5 protein-coding genes are annotated in these 16,932 nt (G+C 40.6%); all 5 read right to left on the reverse strand.

What is annotated here, in order from left to right; translation table 11 throughout:
• Positions 1-80: 80 nt before the first annotated feature.
• Entirely contained in the window at positions 81-8,027 is a 7,947-nt protein-coding gene (locus tag IPK35_20700; GenBank protein MBK8055620.1) for a T9SS type A sorting domain-containing protein, read from the reverse strand.
• Positions 7,912-12,840, reverse strand: coding sequence for a hypothetical protein (locus tag IPK35_20705; protein MBK8055621.1), 4,929 nt, complete (start codon positions 12,838-12,840; stop codon positions 7,912-7,914). Before IPK35_20705 ends, IPK35_20700 begins: the two co-directional genes overlap by 116 nt.
• A gap of 260 nt (positions 12,841-13,100) precedes the next feature.
• Positions 13,101-14,267, reverse strand: a complete 1,167-nt coding sequence (locus IPK35_20710; protein MBK8055622.1) for a trypsin-like peptidase domain-containing protein — start codon at positions 14,265-14,267, stop codon at positions 13,101-13,103.
• A 96-nt stretch (positions 14,268-14,363) separates the two neighbouring features.
• On the reverse strand, positions 14,364-15,515 hold the full coding sequence (locus tag IPK35_20715; protein ID MBK8055623.1) for a 3-hydroxybutyryl-CoA dehydrogenase: 1,152 nt from the start codon (positions 15,513-15,515) through the stop codon (positions 14,364-14,366).
• A 30-nt stretch (positions 15,516-15,545) separates the two neighbouring features.
• Positions 15,546-16,841 carry a hypothetical protein gene (locus tag IPK35_20720; protein ID MBK8055624.1) on the reverse strand — a complete coding sequence of 432 codons (1,296 nt, stop codon included), beginning with the start codon at positions 16,839-16,841 and terminating at the stop codon, positions 15,546-15,548.
• Between the last annotated feature and the right edge of the window lie 91 nt (positions 16,842-16,932).

The following is a 16,932-nucleotide window of genomic DNA, read 5'->3' on the forward strand; positions in this document are numbered from 1 at the left end:
TAAGATTAAGTTGTGACTACCTCTGTTTTTTATTGATTCATTTTTTGTTCTGTAAATACTTTATGCAGACAACTTTAATTCTAACGTTCTATTAAAATAAGTTTTTCTACGTACTTATTTTGACCATTACTTATTTCCATGTAATACAATCCATCTCTGACATTTTCAGGTATTAATATTGAGATATTGGAAGGAGTATTGAAAATAATCTCAGGTTTATCAGAAATAACTGTTTTCCCATCAGAACTTATAATCCTTACTTTTATGCCAGGATCGATTTCTGATTCTGAAGCAAGATTTACTTTGTTGTAGGCCGGATTAGGATACACCACCAATGGTCTTGGCATCATCACATGAATGGAAATACTTTCAGTATCAGTGCATTCATTGCAGTCAGTAACAGTTACGCGGTAAAAAGTAGAAGACCCTGGGGTCACCGTGATACTAGAAGTAGTTGCTCCTGTTGACCACAGATACTTCACCACATTTTTTTCCGGATTATTGGGGTCACAAATGGACCTGCCTGTGATAACCGGTGTAAGTGTTACAGTTTGTCCCATACTAATCATCCTATCTTCACCTAAGTCGGCTATTAGATTTGTCACATTGACATTGACCTGTTTAGTATTAGTGCAACCGCAACAATCTGTAACAGTAACAGTATAAGTTGAATTGACAGTTGGTTTTACTGTAATTGATGTGCCTGTGCTATTATCTGACCATCTGTAACTCGCAATTTCCGTAGTTGTACCATTACAACATCCGCCCAAAACTTTTATTTCATCAATATCCCAGATAGATTCAGCTGCTCCATTATTTATGGTACAATAAGGTACTAGTTCGAACAAATATGTAGCCGGGATCAGGGTTCTGAAGTTATCATTATCAGAGAAGTCAAAATTTTGTAATGTCCAGTTTCTGCTTGTAGATATATTATCTTTATAATAAATAAATTTGCCATTTTTACTTACTCTTAAAATATATTTCTGAGCAAAATTGTTCCTTCCTGTTGGTCCATCCACCCAAATATAGTTTTCAGGGCTCTGCTCGAAAAATTCTAAACCTGTGATTTGGCCTGCTTGTGTTGGAGTTAATCTTACTTCAAATCTCAATGCTTGGGTAAAATCAACTTTTGAAGGATTACAAGTATTCTGAGTGCCAATACACATTCCAATACTTCCATTAGGACTTGGTGTACATGAATGCTTATTACCAGGCAATCTGTGCACATTTCCAGCTGTAACATTGTTACAATTTGAAGTTGAAACTATTGGTATAAATTCAGAATAATCCAGATGAGTCCCTGATGACATTATTGAATGACAAGCATTTAAATTCCACAAAGCAAGGACAGCTGGTTGAGTCACATTACAAACTCCCGGACATTCATTATCTGTCTTACCTGTAACAACTATTGTAGCTGAATCGCCTACACAAATAGTATTTACTCCTGAAAATACAACATCCGGTTTATTTTTAATCATTACAGAATCAACAGCTACAGCTGTACATCCAACCGCATTCGTTACAGTCACAGTGTATAATGTGTTTATCACTGGACTAACAGATATTGCTGCAGTAGTTTGTCCATTACTCCATGAATAGGAAATACCTCCTGATGCAGTAAGTGTTGTAGACCCACCTTCACATATTTTTTTAATGCCAGAAATCGATACTACAGGTGGGATCGTGTTTTGTAATACAATTGTAGTTGCAGTTGATGTACATCTATTGGGTGCTGTTACTGTTACAGTATATGTTCCAGCTACAGTTACAATTTTTGTAGCAGAAGTACCTCCTCCACTCCAGGTGTACAAACCTCCACCAGTCGCCGTCAGCGTCACACTTGTTTTTAAACATGTCAATGGGCCGTCATTTGAAGCAGCAGCAACTGGTGGAGTGATATTTTGTTCCACTGAAGTATTACCAGATGATGAACATCCATTTGTTCCGGTTACAGTGACTGTATATTTTCCGGAAACTGATGCAATTTTTACTGAAGTCGTTTCTCCTGTACTCCATAAGTATGCTCCTCCACCTGATGCTGTTAATGTTATTGAAGTATTACCGCATGTTAATATTCCACCATTTAATATATTGACAACCGGACGAATAGTATCCACAAGTATTGTTACAGATGAAGTAGAAGTGCACCCATTTGCAGATGTAACTGTAACAATATAAAAGCCTGCTTCAGAAACTACTTTTGTAGCAACATTGCCACCACCGGACCAAGCATAACTTCCACCACCTGTCGCTGTCAATGTCACCCTCCTTTTTGCGCACGTCAACGGACCATCATTGCTTGTTGTTACTGTGGGAGGTGTGATATCTTGGGTGACAATCGTGCTTGATGTACTGGTGCAACCATTGGCTGATGTTACTGTCACTGTATATGTGCCAGGTATTGTCACGACTTTGGTAGGTTCATTGCCACCACCGGACCAAGCATAACTTCCACCACCTGTCGCTGTCAATGTTACACTTGATTTTAAACAGGTCATTGGTCCGTCATTGCTTATTGTTACTGTTGGTCGGGTGATAACCTCTGTTACTGTTGTTTGAGAAGTACTTGTACAACCATTCGATGATGTAACCGTCACTGTATAAGTACCGGCTGTGCTGACAACTTTGCTAGATGCAGTGCCACCGCCTGACCACACATAACTGCCACCACCTGTTGCAGTCAGTGTAACACTTGGTTTTGCACATGTCAATGGCCCATCATTGCTTGTTGTTACTGAGGGTGGTGTGATGTCCTGATTGACAATGGTGCTTGATGTACCGATGCAACCATTCGCTGCTGTTACTGTCACTGTATACGTGCCTGGTGTTGTTACTACTTTTGTAGATGAAGTGCCACTACCTGACCATTCATAACTGCCACCACCTGTTGCTGTCAGTGTGACACTCGTTTTTGCACAGGTCAGCGGGCCATCATTGCTCGTTGTTACTGTGGGTGGTGTGATATCCTGATTGACAATCGTGCTTGATGTACTGGAACAACCATTCGCTGCCGTCACCGTCACTGTATATGTGCCCGGTGTTGTCACTATTTTGGTAAAGGCAGTGCCACCAACTGACCATAAATAACTGCCGCCACCTGTCGCAGTCAGTGTGACACTCGTTTTTGAGCAGGTCAGCGGGCCATCATTGCTCGTTGTTACTGTGGGTAGTGTGATATCCTGGGTGACAATCGTGCTTGATGTACTGGTGCAACCATTGGCGGCTGTCACTGTCACTGTATATGTGCCCGGTGTTGTCACGACTTTGGTAGATGAAGTACCACCACCTGACCATTGATAACTGCCACCACCTGTAGCTGTCAGCGTGACACTCGTTTTTGCACAGGTCAATGGGCCATCATTGCTTGTTGTTACTGTGGGTGGAGTGATATCCTGATTGACAATCGTGCTTGATGTACTGGTGCAACCATTGGCGGCTGTCACTGTCACTGTATATGTGCCCGGTGTTGTCACGACTTTGGTAGATGAAGTACCACCACCTGACCATTGATAACTGCCACCACCTGTAGCTGTCAGCGTGACACTCGTTTTTGCACAGGTCAATGGGCCATCATTGCTTGTTGTTACTGTGGGTGGAGTGATATCCTGATTGACAATCGTGCTTGATGTACTGGTGCAACCATTGGCTGATGTTACTGTCACTGTATATGTGCCCAGTGTTGTCACGACCTTCGTAGATGCAGTGCCACCACCTGACCATTGATAACTGCCACCACCTGTCGCTGTCAGTGTGACACTCGTTTTTGCACAGGTCAATGGGCCATCATTGCTTGTTGTTACTGTGGGTGGAGTGATATCCTGATTGACAATCGTGCTTGATGTACTGGTGCAACCATTGGCTGATGTTACTGTCACTGTATATGTGCCCGGTGTTGTCACAACTTTTGTAGATGAAGTACCTTCCCCTGACCATTGATAACTGCCACCACCTGTCGCTGTCAGTGTGACACTCGTTTTTGAGCAGGTCAACGGGCCGTCATTGCTTGTTGTTACTGTGGGTGAAGTGATATCCTGATTGACAATCGTGCTTGATGTACTGGTGCAACCATTCGCTGATGTTACTGTCACTGTATATGTGCCCGGTGTTGTCACGACTTTGGTAGATGCATTTCCTCCGTCAGACCAAACATATGTGGTACCCACGCTCAAGGCAACCAATGTAACATTCTTTTTGAAACAAGTTAATGGGCCATCATTATTTGTTGTTACTGATGGTCGTGATTTATCTTCATTCACAGTAATGCTTGCTGTGCTAGTACACCCATTGGATGCAGTAACTGTCACAGTATATGCACCCGCTGATGTCACCACTTTTTCCGCTGATGCTCCTCCGCCTGACCATGCATATGAGCCTCCTCCGCTTGCTGTAAGAGTCACGCTTGTTTTAGCGCATGTCAAAGGACCATCACTTGAGAGTGTTGCAATTGGTTTTTCGCTTACTACGACTGTAATACTCGCGGAATTCTTACATCCATTGATATCTGTAACAGACACTCTATAAGTTGTAGTGCTGATAGGACAAACTGTTATGGAGGCACTATTTAATGGTCCTGTTGGAATGACTCCACATTCATAACAATTTGCATTATCTCCTCTAAAATCTTGTGGCAACCCTTCACTTATTAAGGTCAATTCGCCGGTGATTTGATTGATATTAAATAATCTGCCTCTATCTACCTGTAATCCCTTCAAGACATTATTCTCATAATATATCCCACCAAATTCATCTGTTTTGATACCTGTTTGTCCAATATAAGGATTATTGGATGATGGTCCAGATACACAACTAGTAATCAATGTGTTAATATCAAGTCTGAACATAGCATTTTCTATACCCATGAAAGAATACAATGTGTTGCCATCAGGACTAAGGGCCCAATCATGAATTCCACCTGCTGGTTCTCTTGATGCAGGATTTAATGCAAAAGCTTGAAACCCTTCTATACAAGCATCCATATATGGTTTACAATTTGGTGATATGGTTATTGGTTTATAAACAACATTGCTACCACTACCGTGATCATTTAAATCTATCACTCCTAAATACATTGTGTAATCAATAATTCTTAAAGTTGCTGGGTTTATGTATGTAGCAACAGCAGGAAAATAGAATTTACCATCCTTCCCAATATCACCTATATAAGTCATGATTCCAGTCCTTCCAACACTGCCGTAGATATTTGGAGGTTGAGGAATTTCTCCCAAAATGGTGGTATTTGCAGTCCTTGGGTCAATGACTACCAAACTTCCTTTAACTGCATCTTCAATAGTGTTACCCTTCATTTTGATCCCATATAAGTGTGGGACATTTCTTTGACAGTAATACCCAACGCCGTTTATGTTATTTGTATTTAATGATCCTAATAAATTCAATTCTCCGGATGAAGAAACATTATATAAATTAGGAATTGATCCACCCTGCAGACCACCTACAAAAAACGACCCATTACACTTAAATCCATTTGCAAGAGCACCTTCCCATAAATATTCTGTTCCTCCTGATGCAGTTAATGTTGTGCATTCGTCTTTACATATTTCCAAATTTCCTGAAATTGTAATATTTGGCAAAGGATGTACAATTACTGATACACTAGCACTTGACTGACAGCCATTTGGAGAAGTAACTGTTACAGTATAATTAGAAGTAGTAATTGGTTTTACTTTGATAGATGTTGTTGACTCACCTGTATTCCATGTATAAGTACCTCCACCGGAAGCTGTTAATACTGTACTGTCACCTAAACAAAAGCTTGTTTTACCATTTATTGTAGCTGAAGGTAAAGTTTTGTCTTCTAATACCAAAGATGAAGATGTACCGGTGCAACCATTCGCTGATGTTACTGTCACTGTATATGTGCCCGGTGTTGTCACGACCTTCGTAGATGCAGTGCCACCACCTGACCATTCATAACTGCCACTACCTGTTGCTGCCAGTGTGACACTCGTTTTTGCACAGGTCAACGGACCATCATTGCTTGTTGTTACTGTGGGTGGTGTAATATCCTGATTGACAATCGTGCTTGATGTACTGGTGCAACCATTGGCTGATGTTACTGTCACTGTATATGTCCCTGGTGTTGTCACTACTTTGGTAGATGAAGTACCACCACCTGACCATTGATAAATGCCACCACCTGTCGCGGTCAGTGTGACACTCGTTTTTGAGCAGGTCAACGGGCCGTCATTGCTTGTTGTTACTGTGGGTGGAGTGATATCCTGATTGACAATCGTGCTTGATGTACTTGAACATCCATTCGCCGCCGTCACCGTCACTGTATATGTACCCGGTGTTGTCACTACTTTGGTAGATGAAGTACCACCACCTGACCATTGATAACTGCCACCACCTGTCGCGGTCAGTGTGACACTCGTTTTTGCACAGGTCAACGGACCATCATTGCTTGTTGTTACTGTGGGTGGTGTAATATCCTGATTGACAATCGTGCTTGATGTACTGGTGCAACCATTCGCTGATGTTACTGTCACTGTATATGTGCCCGGTGTTGTCACTACTTTGGTAGATGAAGTACCACCACCTGACCATTGATAAATGCCACTACCTGTTGCTGCCAGTGTGACACTCGTTTTTGCACAGGTCAATGGGCCATCATTACTTGTCGTTACTGTGGGTGATGTAATATCTTGGTTGACAATCGTGCTTGATGTACTGGTGCAACCATTCGCCGCCGTCACCGTCACTGTATATGTACCCGGTGTTGTCACGACTTTAATAGATGAAGTCCCACCACCTGACCATTGATAACTGCCACTACCTGTTGCTGTCAGTGTGACACTCGTTTTTGCACAGGTCAACGGACCATCATTGCTTGTTGTTACTGTGGGTGGTGTAATATCCTGATTGACAATCGTGCTTGATGTACTGGTGCAACCATTCGCTGATGTTACTGTCACTGTATATGTGCCCGGTGTTGTCACTACTTTGGTAGATGAAGTACCACCACCTGACCATTGATAAATGCCACCACCTGTCGCGGTCAGTGTGACACTCGTTTTTGAGCAGGTCAACGGGCCGTCATTGCTTGTTGTTACTGTGGGTGAAGTGATATCCTGATTGACAATCGTGCTTGATGTACTGGAACAACCATTCGCTGCCGTCACCGTCACTGTATATGTACCCGGTGTTGTCACGACTTTGGTAGATGAAGTACCTCCACCTGACCATTGATAAATGCCACCACCTGTCGCGGTCAGTGTGACACTCGTTTTTGAGCAGGTCAACGGGCCGTCATTGCTTGTTATTGCTGTGGGTGGTGTGATATCCTGATTGACAATCGTGCTTGATGTACTGGTGCAACCATTGGCTGATGTTACTGTCACTGTATATGTGCCCGGTGTTGTCACGACTTTGGTAGATGAAGTACCACCACCTGACCATTCATAACTGCCACCACCTGTCGCGGTCAGTGTGACACTCGTTTTTGCACAGGTCAACGGACCATCATTGCTTGTTGTTACTGTGGGTGGTGTGATATCCTGATTGACAATCGTGCTTGATGTACTGGTGCAACCATTCGCTGATGTCACTGTCACTGTATATGTGCCCGGTGTTGTCACTACTTTGGTAGATGAAGTACCTTCCCCTGACCATTGATAACTGCCACCACCTGTCGCTGTCAGTGTGACACTCGTTTTTGAGCAGGTCAACGGGCCGTCATTGCTCGTTGTTACTGTGGGTGGTGTGATATCTTGGGTGACAATCGTGCTTGATGTACTGGTGCAACCATTGGCGGCTGTCACTGTCACTGTATATGTGCCCGGTGTTGTCACGACTTTGGTAGATGAAGTACCACCACCTGACCATTGATAACTGCCACCACCTGTAGCTGTCAGCGTGACACTCGTTTTTGCACAGGTCAATGGGCCATCATTGCTTGTTGTTACTGTGGGTGGTGTGATATCCTGATTGACAATCGTGCTTGATGTACTGGTGCAACCATTGGCTGATGTTACTGTCACTGTATATGTCCCTGGTGTTGTCACTACTTTGGTAGATGAAGTACCACCACCTGACCATTGATAAATGCCACCACCTGTCGCGGTCAGTGTGACACTCGTTTTTTGAGCAGGTCAACGGACCATCATTGCTTGTTGTTACTGTGGGTGAAGTGATATCCTGATTGACAATCGTGCTTGATGTACTTGAACAACCATTCGCTGCCGTCACCGTCACTGTATATGTACCCGGTGTTGTCACGACTTTGGTAGATGAAGTACCTCCACCTGACCATTCATAACTGCCACCACCTGTTGCAGTCAGTGTAACACTTGGTTTTGCACAGGTCAACGGACCATCATTGCTTGTTGTTGCTGTGGGTGGTGTGATATCCTGATTGACAATCGTGCTTGATGTACTGGTGCAACCATTCGCTGATGTTACTGTCACTGTATATGTGCCCGGTGTTGTCACGACTTTGGTAGATGAAGTACCACCACCTGACCATTCATAACTGCCACCACCTGTCGCGGTCAGTGTGACACTCGTTTTTGAGCAGGTCAACGGACCATCATTGCTTGTTGTTCCTGTGGGTGGTGTGATATCTTGGGTGACAATCGTGCTTGATGTACTGGTGCAACCATTGGCTGATGTCACTGTCACTGTATATGTGCCCGGTGTTGTCACGACCTTCGTAGATGCAGTGCCACCACCTGACCATTCATAACTGCCACCACCTGTCGCGGTCAGTGTGACACTCGTTTTTGCGCAGGTCAACGGACCATCATTGCTTGTTGTTACTGTGGGTGGTGTGATATCCTGATTGACAATCGTGCTTGATGTACTGGTGCAACCATTGGCTGATGTTACTGTCACTGTATATGTCCCTGGTGTTGTCACTACTTTGGTAGATGAAGTACCACCACCTGACCATTGATAAATGCCACCACCTGTCGCGGTCAGTGTGACACTCGTTTTTGAGCAGGTCAACGGACCATCATTGCTTGTTGTTACTGTGGGTGAAGTGATATCCTGATTGACAATCGTGCTTGATGTACTTGAACAACCATTCGCTGCCGTCACCGTCACTGTATATGTACCCGGTGTTGTCACGACTTTGGTAGATGAAGTACCTCCACCTGACCATTCATAACTGCCACCACCTGTTGCAGTCAGTGTAACACTTGGTTTTGCACAGGTCAACGGACCATCATTGCTTGTTGTTGCTGTGGGTGGTGTGATATCCTGATTGACAATCGTGCTTGATGTACTGGTGCAACCATTCGCTGATGTTACTGTCACTGTATATGTGCCCGGTGTTGTCACGACTTTGGTAGATGAAGTACCACCACCTGACCATTCATAACTGCCACCACCTGTCGCGGTCAGTGTGACACTCGTTTTTGCGCAGGTCAATGGGCCGTTGTTGCTTATTTCTATCGTCGGTAATGGGTCTACCTGAACCAATTTTGAATCTGTTGAAGTACAACCATTGCAATCTGTTACAGTGACTGTGTAGGTTGTAGAGATAGTCGGAATGACTTTTATTGAAGGTGTAGTTGCACCATTGGACCACAAATAAATTGCATTTTCAGCAGTTTCAGATTCCGGACAGTCACCACCAAAGACTCTAATATCATCAATTTCCCATCCAGGGATTCCACCTCGATCTACCATACAATAGCCATATAATTCAAAAGAAAATTCACAAGATTCAGTTACTGTAAAATCAGGATGATCTGAAAAGTCAAATGTTTCAACATTCCAATCCCTTTCTGTGCCAATTTCATTTTCAGAATAAATCAAAGTTCCGTTTTTATATACTCTAATTAAGTATTTTTTGTTGTAGTTGTTTATTCCTGAAGCTCCATTCGTAGTTACCCAATTTAATGGAGATTGTTCTCTAAAAGATAGCTTTGTAAGTCTGCCGGTTTTTTTAGGATTTAACGTCACAGAAAATCTCAAAGCATTCTGAGGATTATATTGATTTGGATCACAACTCTCCAAAACACCAAAACATATACCAATTCCTCCGGTACCATCCGGAGTACAGGAATGATCGCCTCTATTTCTAAAAACATTTGTCCCTTCAACTGAAATCAGACCTCCTACCGAAATATTTGAAGGAAGAAATTCGCTGTAATTTAATTGATTTGCAAGTCCTTCTGCATTACATTGATCAAGAGTCCATCTTAATAATAAGGAATCTTTACAATCCTTATCACATGAAGTTTTACCTGTGACATTTGCAGTCAATACTGTGCTATCCCCAATACAAAATCTTCTTTTTCCTGTTATATCCACAGAAGGTTTGGTGTTTACTTTGACTCTATGTGATGCAGAAGATGTACAACCATTTGCATCTGTCACTGTAACCCTGTATATTGTTGTTAATGAAGGCGTTATGTTGATTGATGGTGTATTTTGACCAGTGCTCCAAAAATACAAAACACCACCAGATGCCAGCAAGGTGACTGAAGTTCCTTCACATATTTTTTTAGGTCCTGATATCGTAGCTACAGGTAAGCTCATGACACTCGCCATTCTTGATGCTGTAGCTGTACAGCCATGAACATTGGTTACTGTTACTGTGTAATTGGTGTTCAATCCTGGATTTATGGTTATTGAAGCTGTAGTAGCACCTGTGCTCCATCTATAGGATACGCCCCCTGAAGCTGTTATTACAGATGATTTACCATTACAAAGTGTACTATTTCCCGAAATTATGACTACAGGTAAAGGATGTACAATTATTTCTTTTGATTTTGTAGATGTACAACCAAAATTATTTGTGACAGTGACTGTATAAATTGAATTTGCGGTAGGTGAAATATTGATAGACGCAGTACTCAGACCATTACTCCATATATAGGAAGCCCCGCCTGATGCTGTAAGTGTAGTCGACTCTCCAGCACAAATCAAGGTATCTCCTTCAATATTTGGAGATGGTCTTTCGTATACTATAACTAATACCGTGCTGTATTCCATGCACCCGTTTTCATCTATAGCCATCACTCGGTATTCTGTGTCAGTAATAGGTTTTACAACAATCGAATTTGTCGTAGCACCTGTACTCCATTCAAAAGATACTCCACCACTGGCAGTCAAAAGAGTAGAATCTCCTTTACAAATCTCCAAATCTCCACTAATAACGGGAGATGGCAGGTTGTGCACTACTACAGATACTGAATCTATTGATCGACAACCTTTATTGGATGTTACGGTAACATGATATTTAGTTGTCAAAGCAGGACTTACTGTAATAGAGGATGAAGTCGATCCGGTAGACCATAAATATTGTGCACCACCACTTGCAGTCAACACTGTAGATCCACCAATACAAATGTTTTTAATCCCGGAGATCGCAATATTTGGCAGAGGGTTGACAGTGACATTTACCGTATCCATTCTGGTACAACCTGCACAATCTGTAACCATCACGGTATAGGCTGTTGTTACATCAGGAGTAACACTTATTGACTGACTGGTAGCGCCGGTGGACCAAAGATAAGAAATAGAATCACTTGTCGAAAGACCTGTACAACATCCTCCAAATACTCTGATGTCATCAACTTCCCAGCCTGCCATACCTCCACCTCTTTCAGTAACACAATACCCTCTAAGCTCAAACCTGTAAACAGCCGTCTCAGTAGTATAGAAAGCCGGAATATCTTTAAAATCAAATATTTCAGTATTCCATACCCTTTCAGTAGGAATTTCTGTTTTTGAATATATCAAAATATTGTTTTTGTAGACCTTAAGCAAGTACTTGGTATTAAAGTTATTCACACCGGAAGCACCATTGGTTGTTATCCAGTTGAGTGGTGATTGTTCAACAAAAGACAATCCGGTGATTCTTCCGCCTTCTGTTGGATTGACTGTTACTTCAAATTTTATTGCTTTATTACTATCATAAACAGAAGTATCGCAACTTTCTTCTGCCATTACACACATCCCGACATCACCACTGTAAGAATTAGGGATTGGGGTACATGAGTGATCACCAACAGGTTTAAAAATATTTGTCGCAAAAATGCCGGTGCAATTACCCTTGGATGGATAATTGGGAATAAATTCAGTAAAATCCTCTTTATTATTCTGGTTACTCGCATCACACTGATCCAATGTCCATCTAACTAATAATGAATCAAGTGTTTTGGGACACTCTTGTTTACAAACCGATCTGCCTGTAGCATTGGCGTTTAAAGTCGTAGATGCTCCTTTACATATTTCGACGTCACTTCCTGCATTGATGGACAGATTGCCCACATTTAATCTGATCGTAGTAATAGATGTGCAACCCCTACTGTTAGTAAATTGAATAGTATACAAACCAGAATTTGATGGTTGCAAATCAGATAAATTCCAAAAAGTATTTCCATCAGGTGAACTGTCTGAATAACCACCGGGACCACTTAAATGCAAGTTGGTTATTCCCAAATTTTGCACACCAAGCCGGATAGAACTACCTCTGCAAACAGTGATATTATCCGATGGGATACCGTTAACTTGAGGAAGAAGAATTGTCTCATCTGCTGCCACAAGATGAATATACCTCGTGATTTCATCATCACACCCACATCCTCTCTCCGCCACAAGTCTGTAAACTCCTTTGGAAAGGTTAATCTGTGTCAGTGAGTTGGTACCCTCACTTAAAAGAGTACTTCCTTTGTAAATTTTGACATTGCGATTACATGTACCTCTTGAAGAAATTGTAATTGAGCCATCAGTTGCAGTACATGATGATGGATTGTTTTGATAATTTACAAATAAATTACATTGGGCATTTCCAAGTTCAGTATTTAAAAGAAATACAATACATAAAATCAATAATTTTTGAAAAGGTTTTGAGTTGAGCATGAGTATAATTTTTGATCAATAAACTGTTAAATTAAGTATTAAAAAATATTGTAATTCAATGAATTACATTCCAAAATTTGTTACTTATCAACAGGTAAAGATAATTACTACCCCTTAAACTGCACCTTTTGTTAAATGATTCTTATAAATTTTTATTTATATCAACTATAATGATTTCAAAGCAATAAATTTACAAAATATAGCTTTATTGAATATGTAAATATTGAGTTTTGTCATATATGAAAAAAGTTAAAAAATCATCAAATACCTAATATCACTTCGGTGGTTTTTTCCTGTTCATTTCTGAGGTATTTCAGTTTGATTTTGTCACCGGGATTAAACTTTTCAAGGATTAAAAACAAGTCGTTATTATTGCTAATTTTAGAACCATTTACCTCAGTGATAATATCACCAAATATAATCTCTCCGTTTCGGGTTTGTTCAAGTGCTCTTAACCCTGCTTTTTCCGCTCCACCTCCGGGTACTATTCCCATAATCATGGCACCTTCAACACCCCAATTCTGAGCATATTGAGGAGGTAACAACTCAATACCAATTTTTGGTCTTTTTACTTCGCCATATTTAATCAGATCAGATACTACCCAGTTGACTTCATCCACAGGTATAGAAAATCCAATGCCTGCTGATGCTCCGGATGGACTGTAAATCATGGTATTTACTCCGATGAGTCGTCCATAACTGTCGAGCAATGGTCCACCTGAGTTTCCGGGATTTATGGCTGCATCAGTCTGAATAACGTCCCTGATAGGCCTGCCTCCCACTGAAATTATTTCTCTTCCTAATGCACTGATGACTCCGGTAGTTAATGACTGGTCCAATCCGAAAGGATTCCCAATGGCATACACACTCTGCCCAACCCTAAGAGTAGAAGACTGACCAACGGGTATAGGTCGTAGTGTACCCGCACTTGCTTTAATTTTAAGCACTGCAAGATCTTTATTGGGCTCGATACCTACCACTTCTGCATCCCACGAAGACCTGTCTGAAAGTGTCACTTTTAACTTTGTACCGTTTTGAATGACATGGTAATTTGTAATGATATGACCCTGCGTATCCCAGATAAAACCTGAACCCGAGCCTGAAGGCATTTCAGTAATATTTCTTGACCACATGTCTCTTTGTTGGTTGATTGTGGTGATATAACACACTGACGGTGCAGATTTTTCAAAGAGATCAATGGTGGATTTTTCGTCATGAGAGAGATAAACTATTGAATCAGCAGTGCGTCTAATTGAATTTTGACCTGTGCTACGAGTCAATATCTGGTTGTTATTGTCAACATTGGTCTGGCTTCCTTCATCTCCGGTTATGATTTTTTCCAGTTTAGAACCTGATACGTACTTTGTTCCCAAGAAAACACCTAATCCAATAAGTATTAAAGCAAACAATAAATAAATGATTCGCATATGATTATGATTTTTAAGTTTTTAGAATATTAAGTTAAACTTCACCACTTGTCATAACATAAAATCAATTTTAGTAGTTCAGCTGTTGATCTATTCTTATGCAAATTTTGTCGAAAATGATGATACCCATTTTCTCAACAGAGGGCAAACTCTGTATCTTTCTTCATGATAATGATAGTAAAGTCCGTCTAATGTCTCAATTATTTTATTATACCCTATTTCATTTCCCCATTGGAGCAAACCCTTAGGATAATTTAAACCGAGCTTTACGGATTTTTCGACATCTTCCTGATGGCATATGCCATAAAATACCGTATCGGCTGCCTCATTGATCAACATGGATATGATGCGCATAAATATCAAATTAGTTGATTCCGGACTGTTATACTTTCCTTTCATGGGTGTGGTTGGGTAATTATAAAAACCTTTACCACTTTTTTTACCCAAATATCCTGCTTCCAAAAGCCTGAGTTGAGAAAAAGACGGCTTGTATCGGCTATCATAGTAAAATGATTTCCAAACGGACTCTGTTACTCTGTAGTTGACATCATGACCTATAAAATCCATCAATTCAAATGGTCCCATTTTAAATCCTGAATTTCTCATTGTTGAATCGATAGTGAAAATATCTGAAATACCTTCTTCCATCATTCTCATTGCCTCACTATAATATGGTCTGGCTACTTTATTCACTATAAAACCGGGTGTGTCTTTGGCTTTCACCACGGTTTTACCCCAGGATTCTATGATTGAGATTGCTTTTGTTATGTTTTTATCACTTGTTTGTATAGCAGGTATGACTTCAGTGAGCTGCATTATCACCACAGGATTAAAAAAATGAATACCTAAAAATCGATCAGGCATCTTCAAAACCGACGCAATAGATGTAATCGAAAGCGATGAAGTATTTGTTGCCAAAATACAATTCTTTGATACGATAGGCTCTAATTTGCCAAAAAGATCTTTTTTCAAAGCAAGGTCTTCTGCTATGGCCTCTATGATGAGTTCACATTCTGAAAGCGAGTTGAGTGATTCACATGTATAAATACGCCCAAGAATACCACTCATTTCATCCTGACCGATCACTCCTTTCAGTGCAAACTTGCCCAAACTCAGTGAAATATCTTGCAACGCTTTAGTCAATTTGTGTTTGTCAATATCAAATAAACGAACTTCACAGCCCGACATTGCTGCCAGTTGTGCAATTCCTGATCCCATGATGCCGGCTCCAACAACTCCCGTTATCATTAAATTTTGATGGTGTTTAATGTAAAAAAATCATAAAACATTACCCGGCAATTTGCCAATTGCAATTTTATTGAGATTTAAAGAAAAACTGATCCTTGATAAAAATGTTTTGTGCTCACTTTTGTAGATATTGCCCACGTTTTCAGAATAAAATAATGGAAAATATATAGCCCCGATATCTTTATAATGAAGTGAAAGCCCGCCATTGTAAAGGAGGGTATTAGTAAATTTATCAATTCCGTAGATACTATAAGAGCCTATATCAAAATATGCTCTCAATGGTATCCACTTTGGCAGTCGAAAAGGTATGTCAGAACTAAACCCCACGGAAGCAGCCAAGTGATTGCTCATACCGATATTATGAGCACTTCCTACAGGAGTTTTAAATCCGCCTCCTGACGTCATGCTGATCTGATAATTCTGGAATCCTGTTTGATTCTGTCTGGAAAGGAAGGTCTCCTCATAAGTGTAATCATTAAATCCCTGGTGTATCAAAGCAATACTTCCTCTCGTAAATACATTCTGAAAGCTGTTTGATTGACGCTGAGTATTCCATAAGAAACCGGAAAGAAAAGCCCTGAAATACAAATGCTTCTTTTCTGCAAATCTGTACTTCTGATCCGCAATTCCTGTCATTTTTATATATTTTTCGGAATTGTACCCCTGATATTCGATAGAAAGCTTCATGTCGGTTCCCTGATAATCATCATGATTTGAGTAGTCATAGTCCATCCTTGGTATATAGCTGTACTCTGTACTCAAACCCTTAAATTGACCCTTGTCAAAAACAGGATTCTCTTCTGAAATAAAAAACAACTTCAAAGTCACTTTGGACTTCCTGGTATCTGTGTCAGTAAAGTGGATAGTCATTCGTGGATCTACCCTGATAAATCGCAAACTATAATCAAATTTTTCATTACGGTTATAATCATAAGATTTTATCCCAATGCCGTATGAAATTTTGTCGATACCTTTATTCAATACGATATTATTGAAGACTATCCTTCCTTCACCTGTCAATTTGGAGTTCAGGAAAGAAAACATGGGTGCTAACGCATATGAGAACTTTTTATTCTCTCTGCCATTATCATTTGTCAACACCAGTCCAGCCATCATACCATCATTATCATTATATGCAGGAAAAACCGTCCATCTTAGTACTCGGGGATGATTTTCGGCATTTTTCAATAGCCATAAAACCTTGATATCATTGGTGTCTGATGCAGTATCAAAATGATTGTATGAAGATGATGCAATAGATGAAAAACTAATAAATATTGCTCCTAAAATCATGAAGATCAAAACTGTAAATCTATGGAATTGCATATACTGTTTGCGTTTTTCAGGCTGTAAAGTTACAACAAATATGATCACTGTGAATAAAAACATCATGTCAATAATTATCCCTCTAATTTTA

It is taken from the genome of Saprospiraceae bacterium (assembly GCA_016713025.1).
Taxonomy (GTDB): domain Bacteria; phylum Bacteroidota; class Bacteroidia; order Chitinophagales; family Saprospiraceae; genus OLB9.